This is a genomic window from Bradyrhizobium sp. 132 (assembly GCF_023074185.1).
Lineage (GTDB): Bacteria > Pseudomonadota > Alphaproteobacteria > Rhizobiales > Xanthobacteraceae > Bradyrhizobium.
This window is the reverse complement of sequence record NZ_JADPKY010000159.1, coordinates 70,986-91,317: the sequence shown is the minus strand read 5'-3', so window position 1 is coordinate 91,317 and position 20,332 is coordinate 70,986. Positions and strand designations below refer to the sequence as shown.

Sequence of the window (20,332 nt, the reverse complement as noted above, 5' to 3'; positions counted from 1 at the left end):
GGCGTTTCCCCGGCACTTCTAGCATCGATTACCCCCAAAACAAAGACGGCGGCTGTGAAGCCGCCGTTAAGTTTCCTGGTCAAGCTCCCATGGGAGCCCTCAGGAGGAACGTTTGAGCACCACGCGCTCGATCTTGCCCACGATCACGAGATAGGCGAATGCGGCCACCAGCGCATTGGCGCCGACGAATATCAGCGCGCCGTTGAACGAGCCGGTCGCGGCCAGGATGTAGCCGATCACGATCGGGGTGCTGATCGAGGAGAGATTGCCGAAGGTGTTGAACAGGCCGCCCGAGACGCCGCCGGCTTCCTTGGGCGAGGTATCGGAGACGACAGCCCAGCCGAGCGCGCCGATGCCCTTGCCGAAGAAGGCGAGCGCCATGAAGCCGACCACCAGCGCCTGCCCGTCGACATAGTTGCAGGCGATGATCGACATCGAGAGCAGCATGCCGCCGACGATCGGGATCTTGCGTGCCATGGTCAGCGAACCCGTCTTGCGCAGGATGGCGTCGGAGATGACGCCGCCGAGCACGCCGCCGATGAAGCCGCACAGCGCCGGCAGCGTCGCGACGAAGCCGGCCTGCAGGATCGACAGGCCGCGCTCCTTGACGAGATAGACCGGGAACCAGGTCAGGAAGAAATAAGTCAGCGTGTTGATGCAGTACTGGCCGAGATAAACGCCGAGCATCATGCGGTTGGAGAGCAGCTGGCGGATGTGATCCCAGCCGGGGCCGGAAGCCGCCGCGCGCTCATGTTTCAGATCGTCTTTGGGCGCATCGAGGTCAACCAGTGCACCGCCTTCTTTGATGTAGTCGAACTCGGCCTCGTTGATGCCAGGATGCTCCTTCGGACCGTAGATGGTCTTGATCCAGACCAGACCCATCACGACGCCGAGCGCGCCCATCACGAAGAACACGTAGCGCCAGCCGTAGTCATGCGCGATCCAGCCCATCAGCGGCGCGAAGATCACGGTCGCGAAATACTGCCCGGAATTGAAGAAGGCGGACGCGGTTCCGCGCTCGTTGCTCGGAAACCAGGCCGCAACGATGCGGGCATTGGCGGGGAATGAGGGCGCTTCGGCGATGCCGACCAGGAAGCGCAGGCCGAACAGCACGGTGATTGCGGTGCCGGCGCTCAAGAAGCCGACCCAACCCTGCAGGGTCGTGAACAGCGACCAGACGATGATGCTGAAGGCATAGACGAGGCGCGAGCCGTAGCGGTCGAGCAGCCAGCCGCCCGGCACCTGCGCGAGCACATAGGACCAGCCGAAGGCCGAGAAGATGTAGCCCATGGCGACGGGATCGAGATGCAGCTCCTTGGAGAGCGCGGGACCCGCGATCGACAGCGTGGCGCGGTCGGCATAATTGACGGTCGTGACCAGGAACAACATGGTCACGATGAACAGCCTGACGCGAGACCTCCTCACGTCCGCTGTGGACATCACTGCGCTCATTACGCGCCTCCTTAGAACTCGAACGTTTCCTCACGACGACTCCTAGAGGCGCGCGCGGCAAAGTGTCCAAGCTCAAGGCAGCATCGATCGATGCCGTTTTTGGATTGATGGAACGGTAGGTGAGCGGGAACGATGTGTGGTGATGGCGAACCCGATTGCGCCACGCGTGCCGTTGTCATTCCCCGCGAAGGCGGGGAATCCTGGACGCCGCGACGTCTCGATTCAATCACGTCTGTCACGGAGTACTCGATCGCCCGCCCCAGTGCGCAAGGGCGCACAAGGCGGGCGATGGCAGTGTGCGTGTAGAGGTTGCGTGAACTATTGCTGCGCGCCCGGCAGCAGCGGTGCGAGCAGCCCGCGTGTCACGCCCGGCGGCGCGGCATCCAGACCAAGCACTGCGGCCGCGGCCGGCAGTGCGGCATCCGCCATCGCGGCGTGGCCTTCGGCGCTTGGGTGCACGGCGCCGCCATAGATGGCGGAGAGCACGCCCCAGGTCGCGTCGTGGATGTCGGTCGGCTGGCTCGCCGCCGGCAAGCCTTGCGGATAGGTCATCGCGGCGAAGTAACTGTCATTGGCGTCGCGGATCCAGCGCGCGCGCGGCAAATAGGCGCGGAATTCGGAGGCGCCGCGGCCGCACAGCATCGGCTGGCTCGCCGCGCTCACGATATCAGGATTGAAGCTCTGGCCGTTCTCGGCAAAGCAGGTGCGGTCGAATTCGGGATCGTTGCCCGAATGCGCGCAGAAGCCGTGATCGGCGAAAGCCGCCTGATGCGAATCCACGAAGGTCATGCGGTCGGCCTCGGGATCGCGGCACAGCGCGCCCCGGGTGCAGGTGGCGAGCCCCTTTAGCGCCGGCAAGAATTCGGTGTCGACGAAAGTCGAGACGCGGGCGAGGCGCTGCGGATCGGCGTTGAAGGCGGGATGGATGTCGAACCCGGCGCGGCCGCCGCGGCAGGGCACGCCGCCGTCTGCGAGCGCCGGGTTGGCGTAGGAGACGTAGACCACGTGCGAGAGGTCGCCGCCGACCAGCGGCTTCAGCGCCTCGCGCAGCTTGACGAAATTCTGCGGCAGCTCGCGCGCCAGCGCATCGCGGGAATCATCGACGCTCGCCATCACGCCGGAGCGGCGGAATAGCGCGCGCTCAGTTGCGGTCTCGACGATCACGTCGGCGACGAGGCCGGAGAAATAGACGTCGTTGGCGCCGACCGAGAGCAGCACGAGGTCGAGCGTGCGCTCGGGCTGGCGCTTCTTTGCGGCGGTCAGCGCCTCGCGCAGCTCGGCGACTTGTGCGTTCACGCTGGTGTTGCAGACGCCGGTCTTGCCGGGCGGGCATTCGCGGGCGCGCTGCGAGCCGAGCAGCCCGTCGCCGATGCTGGCGCCGGTGCAGGCGAGCGGCAGAAAGGTCACGGCGACGTGGGTGTAGCGTACCGCGAGCGCCAGCGCGGTGCGGGCCTGGTAGCTGTAGAGTGAGCGATGGCAGGGCGAGTTGAACCAGAGCGCGCTGTAACGCTGCCAATTGGCGAGCGTATCCGGCGCCTCGCAGGCGCGACCGCCTTTATATCCGGCCCGGCTCGGCCGGTAATACTGCGCGCCGGCGGTGCCGAGATAAGAGCGGAAGCAAAAACCTTCGTCCGACAGCGCCAGCGGCCGGTCCGGATTGCCTTCGCCCGAGGCGATGCTATCCCCGAGGCCAGCGACGAAGATGTCGCGGACCTGGATCTCGGTCTGGACCCGTTGGGTCGGATCGGAGCCGGAGGAGACGTCGACGGTCGCGACTGTCTGCTTGCCGTAGCGGACCCGCAGATTGACTGGCTCGGCGCAGTCGAAGGTGGATTGTTGCGGCCCTTCGCCGTCGTCGAACGACCAGGCGCAGGTGGCGCCGACCGGCACTGCACCGGTGAGGCGCACGGTGACAGGGTGGTCAACCGGGGTGATATAGTCTTCCTTTGTATTGTCGCGGGTGCAGGGCTGGTTGACCCGGCCCTGGAGGTCGATGCAGAGTCGGTTGACCATGTTGCGGGCCCAGCCGCGGCCCTCGCTCTGGAGTTCGAGCGACTGCTCGGCGGCGAGGATGCTGCGGTTACGCGCACTCTCGACATGGAGCTGGAAGTCGCGCTCCTCGCGGAACAACCGGAAGCGGTTGCGCACCTCCCAACTGATCTGCATGGCGCCCGCATCTTGCGCGGCCACCCGCTCCAGCGGCAAGGCGGTGAGGAGCCCGGCGAGCAGCAGGGCGCCGGCGAGGAAACGGCGAAAAGATATAGGGATCATGGCCCGCGTCTTCAACGGCAAAGTTGAGGCGGAAATAAGAGAGGAACAGCTCCCCGCCTGCAACATTGGTCTGACGGCTTTGCTGGCCGCCGTCTAGCGTTTGCTGGCCTGCCGAAGCGACCGCTCGCGCTCCATCGCTGCCACCTGCTGGGGCAGGTTGGACTGCGCGCAGGCCTCCGCCAGTCGTCGGCGCTCCTGCCAGGGCTCCACCACATTCATCCAGAGCTCGCGTGCGCCCATGATGGAGATGGCAAGACCGAACGGGATGACGAAATAGAGGATGCGGAAGACGAGGAGCGTGGCCAAAAGCTGCTCGCGGCCGAATTCGGGCAGCGCCACCAGCATGGCGGCGTCGAACACGCCGAGCGAGCCGGGAGCATGGCTGGCGAAGCCGAGCAGTGTCGCCAGGATGAACACCACCGAGAGCGACAGGAAGTCGATCTGCGGATTGGCCGGCACCAGAAGGTACATCGCCAGCGCGCAGAAACCGAGATCGACGACGCCGATCAGGATCTGCACCAGCGTCAGCGGCGCCGATGGCAGCACCACCTTCCAGCCCTTCTGGCCGAGCTCGCGGCGCTTCTCGCCCATGCAGAGCCAGACCAGATAGGCGCCGATCGAGGCGAGGCCGCCGAGCGCGATCAGCCGATTGATCGACGACGGCAGCTGATCCATGTAGGAGGCGGCAGCCGGGTGGATGGCCATGCCGATCGAGAGCACGAAGATGTTACCGAGCCAGAAGGTCAGGCCGGACAGGAAGCAGATTTTCGCGACGTCGATCGCATTCAGCCCGTAATCCGAATAGATCCGGAAGCGGATCGCCCCGCCGGTAAAAACCGTGGCGCCGATATTGTGACCGATCGAATAGGACGTGAAGCTGGAGAGCGCTGCGATGCAATAGGGCACGTGCTTCTTGCCGATCGTTCGCAGTGCAAAAAAGTCGTAGAAGGTCAGCGTACAGAACGCGAAGCACACGCAGATCGCCGCCAGCCCGATATTGCCGCGGGGAATCTCGGTCAGCGCGGTCAGGATGACCCCGGTATCGATGCCCTTGAGGGTCCGCACCAGCGTGGTGATGGCGAAAGCGATGATGAAGACGCTCGCCGCAATGCCGAGGCGTCGCCAGCCGATCCATCTCGTGAAGCCGCGTTTCAGCGCGGGCAGCAATCCGTGCATTCATCCTCCCGGCAGGGGCAAGACCGACCAGGCCAGACATTGGCCGGTCGGGTACGATCCAAGGCCAAAGGTCGGCGTTGATCGCTAGGCATGATGTAGCTCATTTAGGCATGATGTAGCTCATTTAAGGCAAAAACAGTGACTTGTGCAGCCCTTGACAACGATAGGTTCTGCGCTGGACACGCTACTTTTGTCACACGCGGTTCACATCGGAGGCGCGTTAAGCATATGAGTCGTGGGCCCGATCGCGTCCCTATCTGACATGGTTTCAGATCATGCACGGCTGGCATTGTTCCAGCGCAAAGGATGCGGGCTTTTTTGGAACGTCAATGCCGTGCGTTTGGAACGTCAATGCCGTGCGCCGGTTAGCGCCCCATCAGCAATTGAACATGGCGGAACAGGCGGCTTTCGCGCAAGCCGATGCCTCCGTGTTCCAAAAAACCGAGAGGATCAGACCGATGGGACTGTTCACAAAAGACATCAAGACCATGAACGACCTGTTCGTGCACCAGCTCCAGGACATCTATTACGCCGAGCAGCAGCTCACCAAGGCGCTGCCGAAAATGGCAGATAAGGCGACGGATCCGCAGCTGAAGCAGGGCTTTTTGACGCACCTCGAAGAAACCAAGCAGCACGTCAAGCGCCTCGAGGAAGTGTTCAAGATGCACGGTGCGGAGGTAAAGGCGGTCGACTGCCCCGCGATCGACGGCATCATCGAGGAAGCCGACGAGACTGCAGGCGAAGTCGCCGACAAGGCGGTGCTCGACGCCGCGCTGATCAACGCGGCACAGGCCGCGGAGCATTACGAGATCGTCCGCTACGGCAGCCTGATCGCCTGGGCCAAGCAACTCGGCCGCACGGACTGCGCCAGCGTGCTCGCCAAGACGTTGGAAGAGGAGAAGGCGACCGACAAGAAGCTGACCACGCTCGCCGAGAGCAAGGTGAACTTGCGCGCGGCGAGCTAGGACCAGGCGTAGCCAAGGATAGAGCGTCGCGCGGTCATCCGCGCGACGCTCGCACGTTACGCATCCATAATTCGATCGTTGTCGAAACATGACGGCGGGCTGGAAGCATATGTTTCGCATGGGGCTGCAACCGAGGTGGCAGCATGCGAGTAAGCACCATCAGATACGAAGCCTTCGGGGCCGGCGCGTCGCATGCCGGCTCGCATCTTGCGACTTCCCTCACCCTTGCCGCGATGAGCCTTGGTTATGGCGTGGTGCAGCTCGACGTCACCATCGTCAACACCGCGCTCGATGCGATGGGCAAGTCGCTCGGCGGCGGCGTCGCCGAGCTGCAATGGGTGGTCAGCGCCTACACCATCGCGTTTGCTGCCTTCATCCTGACCGCCGGCGCGCTCGGTGACCGGATCGGCGCCAAGCGCGTCTTCATGGCGGGCTTCGCCATCTTCACCGCAGCCTCGCTCGCCTGCGCGCTATCGCCCAATGCGACCGTGCTAATCGCAGCGCGGCTGGTCCAGGGGCTGGCGGCCGCGATCCTGGTGCCGAATTCTCTGGCGCTGCTCAGCCATGCCTATCCGGACGACCGGCAGCGCGGCCGCGCCGTTGCGATCTGGGCCGCCGGTGCGAGCCTCGCGCTCACGGCCGGTCCCTTCGTCGGCGGCGCGCTGATCACACTGGTCGGCTGGCGCGCGATCTTCCTGGTCAATCTGCCGATCGGGCTGACCGGCCTGTGGCTGAGCTGGCGCTATGCGGCCGAAACCACGCGTTCGCGCTCGCGCGAGATCGATCTGCCCGGCCAGCTTGCCGCGATCGGTGCGCTGGGGGCGCTCGCCGGCGCGATCATCGAAGGCGGCGCGCTTGGCTGGGAACATCCAGCCGTGATCGCAGCCTTTGTCGCAGCCGCAATTCTCGCCGTGCTCTTCGTCTGGCGCGAGAGCCGCGCAGCGCAGCCGATGCTGCCGCTGTCGCTGTTCGGCCATCGGCTGTTCGCGCTGACCTCGCTCGTCGGCCTGCTCGTCAACGTCGCGATCTACGGCCTGATCTTCGTGCTCAGCCTGTATTTCCAGAGGATCAACGGGCTGTCGGCGTGGTGGACCGGTCTCGCCTTCGTGCCGATGATGGGGGCGGTGCTGCCGGTCAATCTGCTGGCGCCGCGCCTCGCCGAGCGTATCGGCTCATGCCCGACCATCGTCGTCGGCGCCTGCGTCTCGGCGTTTGGTTGCCTCGGCCTGCTCCGGATCGAAGCCGGCACGAGCTATTGGGCGATCTTTGCGCAGATGATCGCGATCAGCGGCGGACTTGGGCTGCTGGTGCCGCCGCTGACCTCGACCTTGCTGGGCAGCGTCGAGAAGGCGCGCTCCGGCATCGCAGCGGGAGTCCTGAACGCGACGCGGCAGACCGGCAGCGTCCTCGGCGTCGCCCTGTTCGGCTCGCTGGTGGCCTCGGAGGGGGCGTTCATGACGGGCCTGCATCTGTCGCTGGTCGTGTCCGCGGCCGTGCTGCTGCTCGCCGCCGCCGTGATCGGCTTCGGCGCGCCTCCGCGCGGATGATCAATCCGAGTGAACGAACACATCTTCCGTTCACCATTTCCGAAACAGGCACGTAGCCGGTTACCGACTGTCCATCTCTGTCGGTTCAAGTGCGGGTCGATAGGGGCCCGCAATGTATCAAGTTCTCTACTGTCTCACCGAGGAGCACGACTGGCGACTGGTCGCGCTTGGCGGCGCGGTGTGCCTGCTCGCAAGCGCGGCGGCGATCAGTCTGTTTCACCGGGCGCGCGCGACGCACGGCCCCGGGCGTCTGGTCTGGATCGCCCTGGATGCCGCCGTCAGCGGATGCGGCATCTGGGCGACGCATTTCATCGCGATGCTCGCCTACGGGCCGGGCGGCGCCGGCGCCTACAACATCCCGATGACCATCCTTTCGCTGATCTTCGCGATCGCCGTGACGTTCGTGGGGCTGAGCATCGCGGTATCGTCCTCGCGCGCCCCGTGGATCGTGCTCGGCGGTGCCATCGTCGGCGCCGGGGTCGCGACGATGCATTACACCGGCATGGCGGCGCTGGAGATGCCGGCACGCGTCGACTGGATCGGAAGCACGGTTACCGTCTCGGTGCTGTTCGGAGTTGTCTTTGCAGCGCTCGCGCTGTTCGTCGCCGCGCGGCGCGACGACCTCTTCCATGCGCTGAGCGCGACCACCCTGCTGACGGTCGCCATCGTCGCGCATCATTTCACCGCAATGGGCGCGGCTGTGCTGACGCCGGATCCGACGCTCGCGATCAGCGGGTTGTCGATCCCGCCGGCCTCGTTGTCCTTCCTCACCGCGGGTGCCGCGGTCGCGATCATCGCGATTGCGCTCGTAGCCGCGTTGCTCGACCGCCGCGCCAAGGGCGAACTGGGCCGGCAGCAGATCGTGCTGGACACGGCGCTCGAGAACATGTCGCAGGGACTGTGCATGTTCGACGCGGACGGCAAGATCATCCTGTTCAACGAGCGCTATGCCGCCATGCTCGGCCGCACCGACATCCTGCTCACGGGCCGCCTGCTGGTCGACGTGCTGCGGGAGGAGCAGGCCAAGGGTCAGTGGCAGGGCGATGCGGGCGAGTTCTTCGCGCGCCTTGTCGCCGACGCGCGCGAGAGCCGCACCACGACCGACGTCGCGACCAGGTTCGGCCGGTCCATCCGGGTCGTCAACCAGCCGATGCAGGGCGGCGGCTGGGTCGCGACCTTCGAGGACATCACCGAATGGCTGGAGGCCCAGGCCAAGATCTCGCACATGGCCCGTCATGACGCCCTGACCAGCCTGCCGAACCGCGTGCTGTTCCACGAGCAGCTCGTGCAGGGACTGCGCCGGACCCGATCGGGCGACCAGCTTGCGGTGCTTTGTCTCGATCTCGATCACTTCAAGGACATCAACGACTCGCTCGGCCATCCCATCGGCGATGCGTTGCTCAAGGAGGTCGGCCGCAGGCTGAAGGCCACCGTCGGCGAGAGCGACACCGTCGCGCGACTCGGTGGCGACGAGTTCGCCGTGGTCCAGATCGGACGTTCCGAGGAAACTGCGGCACGATCCCTTGCCGGCCGCCTCGTCGAGGTGATTTCGGCGCCTTACGAGATCGACGATCATCAGATCGTCATCGGCGTCTCGATCGGCATCTCGCTGTCGCCGCAGGATGGCAGCAATCCGGACGAGCTGTTGAAGAATGCCGACCTCGCATTGTATCGCGCCAAGGCGGACGGCCGCGGCACATATCGGTTCTTCGAGACCGGCATGGATGCGCGCGCGCAGGCGCGGCGCCTGCTGGAGATGGACCTGCGCGCCGCGGTGCAACGCGACGAGTTCGAGGCGTATTATCAGCCGATCCGCGACGTCGCCAGCGGTCGCGTCGTCGCCTTCGAGGCGCTGCTGCGCTGGAACCATCCGCAGCGCGGCCTGATCGCGCCCCTCAACTTCATTCCGCTGGCCGAGGAGACCGGACTGATCATCCAGCTCGGCGAGTTCGTGCTGCGCTCCGCCTGCGCCGACGCGGCCACCTGGCCCGACGATGTCGACGTCGCCGTCAACCTGTCACCGGTACAGTTCAAGAATCCGAACCTGATCGCGTCCGTCACCGCGGCGCTGGCCGCTTCGGGACTCGATGCGCGCCGGCTCGAGCTTGAGATCACCGAATCCGTGCTGCTCCAGAACAGCGAGGCGACGCTGACCACGCTGCATGAGCTCCGCGCCATGGGCGTGCGCATCTCGCTCGACGATTTCGGCACCGGCTATTCGTCGCTGAGCTATCTGCGCAGCTTCCCCTTCGACAAGATCAAGATCGACCGCTCCTTCGTGTCGGAACTCGCGACCCGCGAGGATTCCATGGCGATCATCCGCGCTGTGACCGGGCTGGGGCGGAGCCTCGGCATCGTCACCACAGCGGAAGGCGTCGAGAACGACGCCCAGCTCGAGCTGCTCCGGCGCGAGGGCTGCACACAGGCGCAGGGCTATCTGTTCAGCAAGCCGCGGCCCGCCTGCGATGTCGCGATCATGCTGAACCGGCCGCAGCTGCGCGCGTCGGCGTGATAGTCCGTTGTTTGAGCATGATCTCGTCGGAAAGCCGCTGCGCACTTGTCCGGATCATGCTCTAGCCGCGGTGGAGCGCGAAACGCGCGCCGCAGAACGCCATCACGGCACCGAGGCACAGCGCAGCAAGCCCGGCCAGCACGCCCGAGACCGTCGGGATCGCGCTCGGCGCCGCGGCCACCTGGCCCGCACCCGCCAGCAGCAGCACGCCGACCGCGATCAGGAATTGCCGCATCCGTTGCGGGATCTGGCCGGAGACGGCGCTCTGCATCAAGGTCGCCGTGAAATAGCCGCCGGAGAAGCCGACGGAGGCGATCAGCCACCAGGCGATCGCCGCGCCCGCCGGTATGAACTCATGCGTGTCGGAGTGCCAGAGGCCGCCGAGGTCGAGCCCGTAGCGCGCGCCCAGCATGTGCACGGCGAGCGCCAGCAGCACGCCGGAGATCACGGCGGCGCCGAGAATCAGGCGGCGCGGAAAAAAAATCGTCTCAGCCATGTCTCGCTTGTAGGATGGGGCAGGGCGATCGCGCAAGCGGATCGCAGACGTGACCACGCGGATTGGATTGATGTGAACATGCAGGATTCGGGAGCCGAGGCGGCTGCGGGCGCGAGCTATGCCTACAAGGCGTCGCTGATCGGTTCGGCGCATCGCTTCGAGCTGACGGACGAGGGGCTGTCCTGGCACATCGGCGGCCGTTCGGGCCTGTGGCGTTACGACGAGATCAGTGCAATCCGGCTGTCGTTCCGCCCCGTGTCGATGCAGCAGCACCGCTTTCGCGCCGATGTCAGCCACACCGGCGGCGGCCGCATCGCGATCCTGTCGACGAGTTGGCAGACCGCGGCCCTGATGGCGCCGCAGGACAACGGTTTCCGCACGTTCATCGTCGAGCTGCACGCGCGAATGGCGAAGGCCGGCAGCCGCGCCGAATTGACCGCAGGCCTCGGCCGCAGGACCTATGCCGCGGTGCTGGCGTTTCTGGCGGTGCTAACGGTCGCGATGACGGGGCTCCTGATCCGCGCACTCATGATCGGCGAATTCGCCGGCGCGCTGTTCATCATCGGCTTTGCCGCACTGTTCGCCTGGCAGGTCGGCGGCTTCGTGCGGCGCAACCAGCCGCAGAGCTACAGCTTCGATCATGTGCCCAAGGCCTTGCTGCCCTAGACAAGGCTTGCTGCCCTAGACAAGGCCTTGCTGCCCTGAATGGCTTTGCTGCCCTAGGTGCAATCGGCCGCAATCAAACGTGACTTCGCGCGCCTGCGCGGGTGTCGCATCGTGCGGGCCATGTCAGCCATGGATCGCAGCACGCGTAGGCCTTCGGCGGATGAGATCGCCGAGATCAACCGCGCGCATCTGATCGATACGCCGCTCCGGCCGGCCGACCTCTTGTTCATGTTCGGAACCCGAGAGGATGTCGCGCTACGCGCCGACACCGCCGCGAGACTGTGGCGCGAGGGCCTGTTCCGCTGGTCGATTGTCAGCGGGGGCGTGACGCCAGGCTCGGAGCAATCCGAGTGCACCATCATCAGGGCGGCGATGGCCGCGGCGGGCATTCCGGCGGACCGTATCCTCGAGGAGCAGCGTGCGATGAACACCGGCGAGAACGTGATTTTCTCGCTGCCGATCATCGAGGCCGCGCTGGGGTTGGACAATATCCGGAGCGTGATTTGCCTCGGCAATACGTGGACCGCGCGGCGTTATCCGATGACGCTGCACCGGCATTGGCCGGAGGTCGAGAAGATGTTGCTCACCGTCGACAGCTTTGCGACGCCGCGCGCGCTCTGGCACACCGACACGGAATTTCGCCGCCGCATGCTGCACGAATGGGACAAGATCGAGCCGTACAAGGCGAAAGGCTTCATCGCGGAATGGCCGGAAGCCTGAGCAGGCTCGAGATCCTTGCGCTTTAGCTATTCGGTCGAGTCAAAATCCTCTTCCTTGGTGCCGAGCAGCGACACGATCGTGCGCAGGCCGGAATCGAGCTGCTCGAACGAGGGCGGGGCAAGCGCGAGCCGGACCGCATTCGGTGCATGGCCATGGGCGATCGCGAAGGTCGAGGACGGCGTCAGCGCGATGCCGCGCCGGGCTGCTGCGGCGACAAAGGTCTGCGAGCGCCAGTGTGCCGGCAGCGTCAGCCAGAGATGATAGGAACGGGGATCGGCGGCGAGCTGATAGCCGGCCAGCAGCCTTGCCGCGGTCTGCTGGCGGCGCGCGGCGTCGATGCGTTTCAGCCGCGTCAGCTCGGCGACGGTGCCGTCGGCCATTAGGCGGTGCCCCGCCGCCAACGCATGGCCGGAGGCGATCCAGCCGCCGGTCCGCACTGCGCTCATCACGCTTTCGCGCAAGTGCGGCGGCGCGACCAGGATGCCGAGCGCAAGGCCCGGCGCGACCTTCTTGGACAGGCTGTCGAGCACGATGCAGCGGTCGGGTCCGAGTGCCGCAAGCGGCGTGTCGTCGGCCAGGAAGCCGTAGACGGCGTCTTCGATGATGGTGAGGTCGAGCTTTTCGGCGACGCGCATGATGTCGGCGCGCCGTGCCGCGTTCATGGTGACGCCGAGCGGATTCTGGATGATGGGCTGGAGATACAGTGCCGACAGGTGGGCCTCGCGATGCGCCTTCTGGATGGCGTCGGGACGCGCGCCGAATTCGTCCATCGGAATCGGGACCAGCGTCACGCCGAGCCGCGCCGCGATGCTCTTGACGTAAGGATAGGTCAGCGCCTCGACGCCGCAGCGGCCGCCGGTGGGGACGAGGGCTGCGAGCGCAGCCGCGAGCGATTGCTTGCCGTTGGCGGTGAAGACGATCTGCTCGGCCTGCGGCGCAAAATCCTTGCGCGCGAGATAGGCGGCGGCTGCATTGCGCGCACTTTTGGTGCCGGTACTGGTGGAGACGCGCAATGCGGATTCGAGCGCGTCGACGCGCTCCAGCCCCGCAAGGCTCTTCGCGATCATCGCCCATTGCTGCGGCAGCAGCGGGTAATTGACCTCGAAGTCGATCCGCGCCTCGCGCGGCTCGCTCAACGTCTCGACTTCGCGCCTGACGTCGCCGGAGATGAAGGTGCCGCGTCCGACCTCGCCGACGGCAAGCCCGCGGCGCAAAAGCTCCGTATAAACCCGGCTCGCGGTCGAGACCGCAATGCCACGGTCATAGGCAAAATTGCGCTGCGGCGGCAGCCGGTCGCCGGGTCTTAACGTGCCGTTAGAGATATCGAGAGCAATGGCATCGGCAAGCTTCACGTATTCGAACTTGGACATTATTGCACCGAGAGCAATGTTTCACTTGCTCCGAGTAGTGTACTGGAGCATTTAAGTTCCATCAAGGTCCACGATTGAGCCGAGGAAAGCGAGAGCAATCCGATGGCAAATCAGGTGCAGGCGCTCAAGCGCTTGCGCCAACGGCATCCGCTTCGCCGCGTGGACCATAGGCCGGAGAAGGACAATGACCACGATCTCGCAGACTGCCGGGCGGAGTTTACGCTCATCCTCGACGGGCGGATTCTTCCGCACCCTCGCCAACGGCGCCTATGCGCTGTTCGAGCGCCTGGAGCACCGCTCCGCCGTCAAGACACTGAACGAGCTCGACGACCGCGCCCTGCGCGACATCGGGATCACGCGCAGCCAGATCGAGGACGCGGTCTACGGCCAGGTCAAAGCCGAACTGACGCGGTATTTGTAGGACGCTCTCTCGTGTCCCGGACGCGACGCAGCGCGCAAGCGTTGCGGCGCAGAGCCGGGACCCAAAGGCCAACTGCACTCGCTGACGCATGGGCCCCGGCTCTGCAGCGCACCGCTGAAGTAGCGCTGCGCTGCGTCCGGGGCACGGGACCGTTGCTCATCGATAGACACAGCTGTTCATCCTCGCGGCTTGTTTCGCCCGAGCTTTGCTTCGTCGCCTTGCCCTCTCGAGAAAGAGGGCGCAGGGAAGACCGGGTGCCGGCTGGCACCCGCGGTCCACTGTGCGAGGTTGTCGTAAGAAAATTGCACAGCGGCATACAGGTGAAGCCAAACAACCGGCCTTCCCTGCGCAGCGGTTTTACGGCTTATGCCGTGCTCTCCCCGGGGAGCGATGCACTATTGCCCCCGTCGCCTTGCGGATGGCTGATGTGCGGACCCGGTCGGGCCGCCACATCACCGCAAGACTTGGCGCACAGACCCCGGGCGCCAGGACCACACGATTTTGCCGTACGCCGATCACACCGGTCGTGTGCGCGAGGCCTTTGCTCACGGTTGCCCGCCCTGCGAAGCCGTTCGCGCCGATGTTATCAGCGTCCGCCGCCGTCCGGCCCGCGTTCGTGACGATCGCGATACGCCCCTCTTCCTTGGGCCGGAGTGAGGCGAGACATACGCCGTTTCCGAATTTCGGTAAAGTGGAATATTTTGGCGGCGCGGGTTGACCCATCGCTCGCGTGTTTTGCCCGACGGGCTTCGCAAGATCTCGTAGCCGGGGTGATAGGCGCACAATGCTTCAACATCGTCATTGCGAGCGCAGCGAAGCAATCCAGACTGTCGCCGCGGAAAGATTCTGGATTGCTTCGCTGCGCTCGCAATGACGGAGCACCGCTCAGTGCCTGACCACCAGCACCGAACATTTCGCGTAACGCACAACATGTCCGGCATTGGAGCCGAGGAAATAGGTGCGCATCGCCGGCCGGTGCGAGGTCATCACGATCAGCTCGGCCTTCATGTGGACGGCTTCCTCCAGGATCTCGTGGTAGATGCCGCCCTGCCGCACCACGCTGGAGATGCGGGAAGCCTCGATGCCGGATTCGCGCGCGACGATGGCGAGGGCTTCTTCCGAGGCCTGGCGCTGCTGTTCGTCGAAATCGGCCGGCACGTATTCGGCCAGCATCACGGGCGTCATCGGCAGCACGTTGAGCAGGCGTACCACGCCGCTCCAGGTCTGCGACAGCGTTGCCGCGGTCGCGATCGCCGGCTTGGCCAGATCGGTGTCGGCGAGATCGATGGGCACGAGGATGGACTTGAACATCTACGCCTCCAATCTTCCGGTCAGGAAGTTCTTTTGACCAGGCTGGATCAAACGGTCGAGACGGCGCCCGCGCGTCTCATTCCGATCGAAGCAGCCTTAAGCTAACGAAGCAGCTTTGGGCTGACGAACTGCACCAGTTTGCCGCGGCGGTAGGCCACATCGCCCCAATCCTTGACGTCAAAATCGAAGATAGCAAGCCCTGCGGTGGGCAGGTTGTCGGCGATCGCCTTGGCGCCGGCCGGATCGCCGCCACCCATCAGCATCAAGGCGACCTCATGCATGCCCGGATTGTGCCCGACCAGCAGCAACTGCTTAGGGTCGGCCGGGACGGTTGCGGCGCGAATGGTCTCCAGGATCTGCGCGGGATCGGCGCCGTAGAGTTCCGACAGGATTTCGACCTGCGGCGCCGCGACGCGGTCCTTCATCGCCTCCCAGACGATGTCCCAGGTCTGCCGGGCCCGGACGGCATGCGACACCAGCACGGCCTCGGGGAACGGCGGATGGGCGGCGATCCAGTCGCCGAGCTGCGCGGAATCCCGTTGGCCGCGGTCGTCGAGACGGCGATCCTGGTCACGGCCGCTCGGCGCGTCGATCTCGGTCTTGGCGTGACGCAGCAGCAGTAAACGGCGCATGGCATTCTCGAATCGTTACGCGACCAGGATAATCTACAGGCGCTGGTCGAGGACAAGGTGACAAGCGGCCGCTCAGTCCTTTAAAGCGCAATGAGATTGGGACAAATGATCATCGCGCTTTAAATTATTGCCTTGAGCATGATCTTTTCGGAAAACCGCTGCACACTTTTCCGGATCATGCTCTAAGAAAACAACATGAACGAGACTTTCACAAGCGTGTCCCAGGAAGAAGCCGGCTTTCGCGACCGCGCGCGGCTGTCGTTCGACCTCGATGCGGACATCTGCGTCATCGGGGCCGGGCTTGCCGGGCTCTCCATCGCGCTGGAGGCGGCCCGGCTCGGGGCCAGCGTCGCGGTGCTCGAGGGCCGCCATATCGGCTGGAACGCCTCGGGCAACCAGCTCGGCACCGTGATGCCGGGATTCGCGCTGCCGCTCACCGAGCTGATCGAGCGCATCGGCTTCGAGGACGCGCGGGAATTGTGGACGTTGTCGAAGCAGGGCGCCGAGTTCGTTCGGGCCAACGCGACGGAAGCGAACATGCCGGGGATCGGCCCGAGCGACGGCGTGCTGGAGGTCTCCAACGTCGATGCCGGCGACCGGCTGATTAGCCGGTTGCAGATGCTCGCCGGGGATTTCGACACCGACGTCGAGGGCTGGCAGGCCGACCGCGTCCGCGAGGTGCTCAAGACCGATCGCTATTTCCACGGGGTGTACTATCCGCGGGCGTTCCAGGTCGACGGCCGCAAATATGTGCACGGCCTCGCGGCGCTGGCGCGGCGGGCCGGAGCGCGCATCTTCGAGGACACGCCGGTCGTCAGCATCGATCATTCCGGCATTCGCAAGCGCATCGTCACGCCCTCGGCGCGGCTGCGCGCCACCCACATCGTGCTCGCCGGCAACATCCATCTTGGTGCGCCGCTGCGGCGCCTGTCGGAAACGCTGCTGCCGGTCTGGCGCTATGCCGGAATCACCGCGCCGCTCGGCGAGCGCGTGCACGAGGTCATCGCCTTCAAGGGATCGGTGATGGATTCCGATGGCGTCGACCATTTCCGGATCGTCGATGGCGACCGCCTGATGTGGGAGAGCCCGGAGACCACCTGGGCGGCGCGACCGCAACGCTTTTCGGGCACCGTCAGGCGGCGGGTCCGGTCCATCTTCCCTCAACTCGGCAATGTCGAAATCACCGAAACATTCGGCGGCGCCACTGGCCAGACCGTGCACGGCATGCCGCAGATCGGCCAGTTGCGCAAAGGCCTGTGGGTGGCAAGCGGGTTCGGCCGCCAGGGCATGAACACCTCGGCCATGGCCGGGCAGATGATCGCGCGCAGCATTCTGTTGGGCGACGAGCGCTGGCGGCTGTTCTCGCCGTTCGAGCTGGTCTGGGCGGGCGGCGCGACCGGCCGCGCCGCGGGCCAGATGGTCGGGATCTGGGGCAGGGCGAGTTCCGCTGCCGCAGGCTCGCTCGCCCGCTACCGTGAACGGGCGCGGGTCAAGGACCGGGAACGCGAGGCGCGCCTCGCCGAAGCCAACCGGGCCGCCGGCACCGGTCCGCGCCGCCCGCCGCCGCCGGGCGTCAGGCCGCGGCTGGCCCAGCCGCCGAAACCTGCGGCCGAGGCGTTGGAACCGGCCTCGCAAGACCAGGGCGTCTCGCAATAAGTTGAGAAGAATTCCGCCCGGAAGTGTAACGTCGGCCGTTAGAGCCCGTATCTCAGAGCGTGGACTTCCTGCGCACGGAGAATGAGATGTTTGACCGCCGCATCCTGTTGACGACTGTCGCCGGCCTGTTCGGCCTTGCGGCCTTCCGCTGGCTCAGAGCATCGCCCGCGGAAGCCGGTGAGAAGGCCGCGCAAAAATTCGAGATCGAGAAGACGGACGCCGAGTGGCGTGCCCAGCTCACGCCGCAGCAATATGAGATCCTGCGCAAGGAGGGCACCGAGCGGCCGGGCTCCAGCCCGTTGCTCAAGGAGCATCGCAAGGGCGTCTTCGCCTGCGCCGGCTGCGACCTGGCGCTGTTTGCGTCCGACACCAAATTCGAGAGCGGCACCGGCTGGCCGAGCTTCTACCAGCCGATCGAGGGCAATGTCGGCAAGACCGAGGACCGCACTTTCGGCATGCTCCGCACCGAAGTGCATTGCCGCCGTTGCGGCGGCCATCTCGGCCACGTCTTCGACGACGGTCCGAAGCCGACCGGATTGCGCTACTGCATCGACGGTTTCGGGATGGTGTTCCACCCCGCTGCTGCATCGGCGACGTGAAGGCTCTTTGATTGACGCGTTTTCTTCACGCGAACCGGGTGCCACTTCGCTCGAAAACGCTATGAGATCCCGGCAATTGTTGCCGGCCCGGCAATTGTGCCCCGGTCATGCGACCGGGGCATTCCTATTTAAGTCATTGATTTCCTGAGAAAACCCGCATTGGCATAGCCCTTGCGACAGTCTCCTCCGACTGCGGCCATGGTCGACCGGCCGCCGAGATCGGATCTGGAGACAAAGTTATGGGTATCTTCGATGCAATGAACACCTCGGTGGGTGGCCTGCAGGCGCAGTCCTACGCGCTGCAGAACATTTCCGGCAACATCGCGAACTCATCCACCACCGGTTACAAGGGCATCGGGACCAGCTTCGTCGATCTCATTCCGGACTCCTCGGTGCCGAGCAAGCAGGTCGCCGGCGGCGTGACGGCCAACGCCAAGGCCACCATCACCACGCAGGGCACGATCTCGGGCTCCACCGTCGCCACCAACATGGCGATCACCGGCGACGGCTTCTTCTCGATCCAGAAGGCGACCGGCATCGTCGACAACTTGCCGCAGTTCAGCGGCGTCACCTATTACACGAGGCGCGGCGACTTCCAGCTCAATGCCAACGGCAATCTGGTCAACGGCGCCGGCTATTACCTGATGGGCGTCACCGTCGATCCGAAGACCGGCAATCCGCAAGGCAACGTGGCGACGGTCTTGAAATTTCAGAACAACTTCATCCCGGCGCAGGCGACCACCTCGATCCAGTACGCGGCGAACCTGCCGACCCAGCCGAACACGGTGGCGAGCACGACGGCGGCGACCGGCACGCTGCTGGCCGCTGGCGGAATTAATCCGTCGGACTTCGCGGCCAACCCGCTGCCGGTTGGCACGCCGCCTCCGCCCTATACGAACGCCACTGCGTCCGGCGCTGCCGCAACCGGCAATATCCGTTCGCCCTACTCATCGACCACTGCGACGGGCACGGTCGCGCTCCAGAACAATTCTTCGGCTGTGGCGTCCACGACGACGTCGTTGGATGCTTCCATCGGCACGCATCTCGCATCGAGCATCCTCACACAGCTCAGTGGGCAGACGCTGACCATCAACAACAATACGATTACCTTCAACGGCGGCACCACCGTCGCGACGGTCGGAAGCAACACCACGATCGGTCTCGGCGCGGGCACGACGGCCACGGTGGCCGACATCCTGCAGGCGATCCAGACCGCCGGCGGCGCCGGCGTTACAGCGTCGCTGAACGCCAGCGGCAATATCGTGATCTCCAGCGGCACCAGCACCGACGTGCCGGTCGGCAGCGGCCAGGTGGCCACGGCCCTCGGCATCAGCAGCTTGACGCGCGGCGGCAACGTGTTGTCCTCGCCTGCGATCTCTAGCTCCACGGCGCTAAGCGGCGCGGCGACGGCCGGTGGCGCCGAGGTGCTTTCGTCGGGCTTCCAGGCGGGATCGGCGGGGCCGCCCGTCGTTCTGCCCGATACGATCACGGTGAATGGTCAGACGCTGACTTTCGTCTCCGCGCCCACGCCGAACCCGAACCAGATCAGCGTCACCGATAACATCGCGACCCTGCTCGGCAAGATCGACTTTCTCGCCGGTGCAACGGGGTCGTCGGTCAGCAGCGGCGGCGTCATCACGCTGAACACAGGCACCGCTTCCAACCTGTCCGTGTCGAGCTCCAACAGCGCAGCCTTCGCCGCGCTCGGCTTCACCTCGACCATCAACAAGAATCGTGACGGCGGCGGCGTCGCTGGCACCGGTGGTGTGATCGGCAACGACATCGCCACCTTCACCAAGGAATCGATCAGTGGTGGCGCGGTGACAGCCTACAACGCGGCCGGCACGCCGGTGAACCTGCAGCTGCGCTGGGCCAAGACCGACAGTGCCTCGCTGGGCGCGGGCCATGCTGATAGCTGGAACATGTTCTACCAGACCGACCCGAACGCGACCGGTACGACGGTCGGCTGGGTCAACACCGGCCAGGCCTTCACCTTTGCCTCCGACGGCTCGCTGACTTCGCCGAGCGGCTCGGGCATCACCATCAACAACGTCAGCGTCAGCGGACAGTCGCTCGGCTCGGTCTCGTTCAACATTTCCTCGGGCGGGCTGACGCAATATGCCAGCACGAGCGGTGCGGTGACCATCAACACCATCACGCAGAACGGCTACGCCGCGGGTCAGCTCCGCTCCGTTGCCGTCAACAATAACGGCCTCGTGGTCGGAACCTTCTCCAACGGCCAGAATCTCGACCTCGCACAGGTCTCGTTGTCACATTTCAACGGCACCAACTATCTCAAGGCGCTCGACGGCGGCGCCTACGCTGCGACCGAACAGTCGGGACCTGCGATCGACGGCGCTTCGGGCAGCATCAGCGGCTCGTCGCTGGAAGGCTCGAACACCGACATCGCCGACGAATTCACCAAGCTGATCGTGACCCAGCAGGCCTATTCGGCCAACACCAAGGTGATCACGACGGCGAATTCGATGGTGCAGGACCTCTTGAACGTGTTGCGCTGATCTGCGCGTGACGTAACCA

The 20,332-nt window shown here is 65.2% G+C and carries 16 protein-coding genes; 9 read left to right on the top strand and 7 right to left on the bottom strand.

The genetic code is table 11. From position 1 onward, the window contains the following. Nucleotides 1-99: 99 nt before the first annotated feature. From IVA74_RS35330 to IVA74_RS35320, 3 genes are all read right to left on the bottom strand, one after another. Nucleotides 100-1,452, bottom strand: a complete 1,353-nt coding sequence (locus tag IVA74_RS35330; protein ID WP_247352031.1) for an MFS transporter — start codon at nt 1,450-1,452, stop codon at nt 100-102. 318 nt (nt 1,453-1,770) lie between these two features. Beyond that, nucleotides 1,771-3,723 carry a hypothetical protein gene (locus IVA74_RS35325; RefSeq protein ID WP_247352030.1) on the bottom strand — a complete coding sequence of 651 codons (1,953 nt, stop codon included), beginning with the start codon at nt 3,721-3,723 and terminating at the stop codon, nt 1,771-1,773. A gap of 93 nt (nt 3,724-3,816) precedes the next feature. Further along, a complete protein-coding gene (locus IVA74_RS35320) occupies nt 3,817-4,899 on the bottom strand; it encodes a YbhN family protein (protein ID WP_247352028.1) in 1,083 nt (360 codons plus the stop codon). Nucleotides 4,900-5,357: 458 nt separating this feature from the next. Here IVA74_RS35320 and IVA74_RS35315 point away from each other — a divergent pair, with 458 nt between their 5' ends. The 3 genes from IVA74_RS35315 to IVA74_RS35305 all read left to right on the top strand — a co-directional run bounded on the left by IVA74_RS35315 (nt 5,358) and on the right by IVA74_RS35305 (nt 9,923). Beyond that, nucleotides 5,358-5,864 carry a ferritin-like domain-containing protein gene (locus IVA74_RS35315; RefSeq protein ID WP_247352026.1) on the top strand — a complete coding sequence of 169 codons (507 nt, stop codon included), beginning with the start codon at nt 5,358-5,360 and terminating at the stop codon, nt 5,862-5,864. 143 nt (nt 5,865-6,007) lie between these two features. After that, complete coding sequence (locus IVA74_RS35310) at nt 6,008-7,411, top strand: MFS transporter (protein ID WP_247352024.1); 1,404 nt, start codon at nt 6,008-6,010, stop codon at nt 7,409-7,411. 112 nt (nt 7,412-7,523) lie between these two features. Continuing rightward, nucleotides 7,524-9,923, top strand: a complete 2,400-nt coding sequence (locus IVA74_RS35305; RefSeq protein ID WP_247352022.1) for an EAL domain-containing protein — start codon at nt 7,524-7,526, stop codon at nt 9,921-9,923. Nucleotides 9,924-9,984: 61 nt separating this feature from the next. Here IVA74_RS35305 and IVA74_RS35300 read toward each other — a convergent pair whose 3' ends face one another. Next, on the bottom strand, nt 9,985-10,419 hold the full coding sequence (locus tag IVA74_RS35300; protein WP_247352020.1) for a hypothetical protein: 435 nt from the start codon (nt 10,417-10,419) through the stop codon (nt 9,985-9,987). A 78-nt stretch (nt 10,420-10,497) separates the two neighbouring features. Between IVA74_RS35300 and IVA74_RS35295 the strand changes: the two genes are divergently transcribed. Together IVA74_RS35295 and IVA74_RS35290 are read left to right on the top strand one after the other, a co-directional pair. Then, nucleotides 10,498-11,085 (top strand): hypothetical protein, encoded by a 588-nt coding sequence (locus IVA74_RS35295; protein WP_247352018.1) that lies wholly within the window; start codon nt 10,498-10,500, stop codon nt 11,083-11,085. A 120-nt stretch (nt 11,086-11,205) separates the two neighbouring features. Then, nucleotides 11,206-11,805, top strand: coding sequence for a YdcF family protein (locus tag IVA74_RS35290; RefSeq protein ID WP_247352016.1), 600 nt, complete (start codon nt 11,206-11,208; stop codon nt 11,803-11,805). A 26-nt stretch (nt 11,806-11,831) separates the two neighbouring features. Here the strand turns inward: IVA74_RS35290 and IVA74_RS35285 are convergent, their stop codons facing one another. After that, entirely contained in the window at nt 11,832-13,175 is a 1,344-nt protein-coding gene (locus tag IVA74_RS35285; protein ID WP_247352014.1) for a PLP-dependent aminotransferase family protein, read from the bottom strand. A 184-nt stretch (nt 13,176-13,359) separates the two neighbouring features. Between IVA74_RS35285 and IVA74_RS35280 the strand changes: the two genes are divergently transcribed. Beyond that, on the top strand, nt 13,360-13,596 hold the full coding sequence (locus IVA74_RS35280; protein WP_247352012.1) for a DUF1127 domain-containing protein: 237 nt from the start codon (nt 13,360-13,362) through the stop codon (nt 13,594-13,596). A gap of 885 nt (nt 13,597-14,481) precedes the next feature. Here IVA74_RS35280 and IVA74_RS35275 read toward each other — a convergent pair. Together IVA74_RS35275 and IVA74_RS35270 are read right to left on the bottom strand one after the other, a co-directional pair. Then, nucleotides 14,482-14,907: a universal stress protein gene (locus IVA74_RS35275; RefSeq protein ID WP_247352010.1), complete on the bottom strand. Its 426-nt coding sequence runs from the start codon at nt 14,905-14,907 to the stop codon at nt 14,482-14,484. Nucleotides 14,908-15,008: 101 nt separating this feature from the next. Further along, nucleotides 15,009-15,539 carry a histidine phosphatase family protein gene (locus tag IVA74_RS35270; RefSeq protein WP_247352008.1) on the bottom strand — a complete coding sequence of 177 codons (531 nt, stop codon included), beginning with the start codon at nt 15,537-15,539 and terminating at the stop codon, nt 15,009-15,011. A gap of 195 nt (nt 15,540-15,734) precedes the next feature. Between IVA74_RS35270 and IVA74_RS35265 the strand changes: the two genes are divergently transcribed. The 3 genes from IVA74_RS35265 to IVA74_RS35255 all read left to right on the top strand — a co-directional run bounded on the left by IVA74_RS35265 (nt 15,735) and on the right by IVA74_RS35255 (nt 20,313). Beyond that, nucleotides 15,735-17,195, top strand: a complete 1,461-nt coding sequence (locus IVA74_RS35265; protein ID WP_247352006.1) for an FAD-binding oxidoreductase — start codon at nt 15,735-15,737, stop codon at nt 17,193-17,195. 86 nt (nt 17,196-17,281) lie between these two features. Next, on the top strand, nt 17,282-17,794 hold the full coding sequence (msrB, locus tag IVA74_RS35260; protein WP_247352003.1) for a peptide-methionine (R)-S-oxide reductase MsrB: 513 nt from the start codon (nt 17,282-17,284) through the stop codon (nt 17,792-17,794). Between the two features lie 239 nt (nt 17,795-18,033). Further along, nucleotides 18,034-20,313, top strand: coding sequence for a flagellar hook-basal body complex protein (locus tag IVA74_RS35255; protein WP_247352001.1), 2,280 nt, complete (start codon nt 18,034-18,036; stop codon nt 20,311-20,313). Nucleotides 20,314-20,332 lie beyond the last annotated feature (19 nt).

Bases quoted from the DNA above. Each gene is read 5' to 3' on its own strand.
- IVA74_RS35265 (WP_247352006.1), top strand. From the start codon at position 15,735: ATGAACGAGACTTTCACAAGCGTGTCCCAGGAAGAAGCCGGCTTTCGC.
- IVA74_RS35280 (WP_247352012.1), top strand. From the start codon at position 13,360: ATGACCACGATCTCGCAGACTGCCGGGCGGAGTTTACGCTCATCCTCG.
- IVA74_RS35315 (WP_247352026.1), top strand. From the start codon at position 5,358: ATGGGACTGTTCACAAAAGACATCAAGACCATGAACGACCTGTTCGTG.
- msrB (WP_247352003.1), top strand. From the start codon at position 17,282: ATGTTTGACCGCCGCATCCTGTTGACGACTGTCGCCGGCCTGTTCGGC.
- IVA74_RS35255 (WP_247352001.1), top strand. From the start codon at position 18,034: ATGGGTATCTTCGATGCAATGAACACCTCGGTGGGTGGCCTGCAGGCG.
- IVA74_RS35330 (WP_247352031.1), bottom strand. From the start codon at position 1,452: ATGAGCGCAGTGATGTCCACAGCGGACGTGAGGAGGTCTCGCGTCAGG.
- IVA74_RS35310 (WP_247352024.1), top strand. From the start codon at position 6,008: ATGCGAGTAAGCACCATCAGATACGAAGCCTTCGGGGCCGGCGCGTCG.
- IVA74_RS35325 (WP_247352030.1), bottom strand. From the start codon at position 3,723: ATGATCCCTATATCTTTTCGCCGTTTCCTCGCCGGCGCCCTGCTGCTC.
- IVA74_RS35305 (WP_247352022.1), top strand. From the start codon at position 7,524: ATGTATCAAGTTCTCTACTGTCTCACCGAGGAGCACGACTGGCGACTG.
- IVA74_RS35285 (WP_247352014.1), bottom strand. From the start codon at position 13,175: ATGTCCAAGTTCGAATACGTGAAGCTTGCCGATGCCATTGCTCTCGAT.
- IVA74_RS35290 (WP_247352016.1), top strand. From the start codon at position 11,206: ATGTCAGCCATGGATCGCAGCACGCGTAGGCCTTCGGCGGATGAGATC.
- IVA74_RS35270 (WP_247352008.1), bottom strand. From the start codon at position 15,539: ATGCGCCGTTTACTGCTGCTGCGTCACGCCAAGACCGAGATCGACGCG.
- IVA74_RS35320 (WP_247352028.1), bottom strand. From the start codon at position 4,899: ATGCACGGATTGCTGCCCGCGCTGAAACGCGGCTTCACGAGATGGATC.
- IVA74_RS35300 (WP_247352020.1), bottom strand. From the start codon at position 10,419: ATGGCTGAGACGATTTTTTTTCCGCGCCGCCTGATTCTCGGCGCCGCC.
- IVA74_RS35275 (WP_247352010.1), bottom strand. From the start codon at position 14,907: ATGTTCAAGTCCATCCTCGTGCCCATCGATCTCGCCGACACCGATCTG.
- IVA74_RS35295 (WP_247352018.1), top strand. From the start codon at position 10,498: ATGCAGGATTCGGGAGCCGAGGCGGCTGCGGGCGCGAGCTATGCCTAC.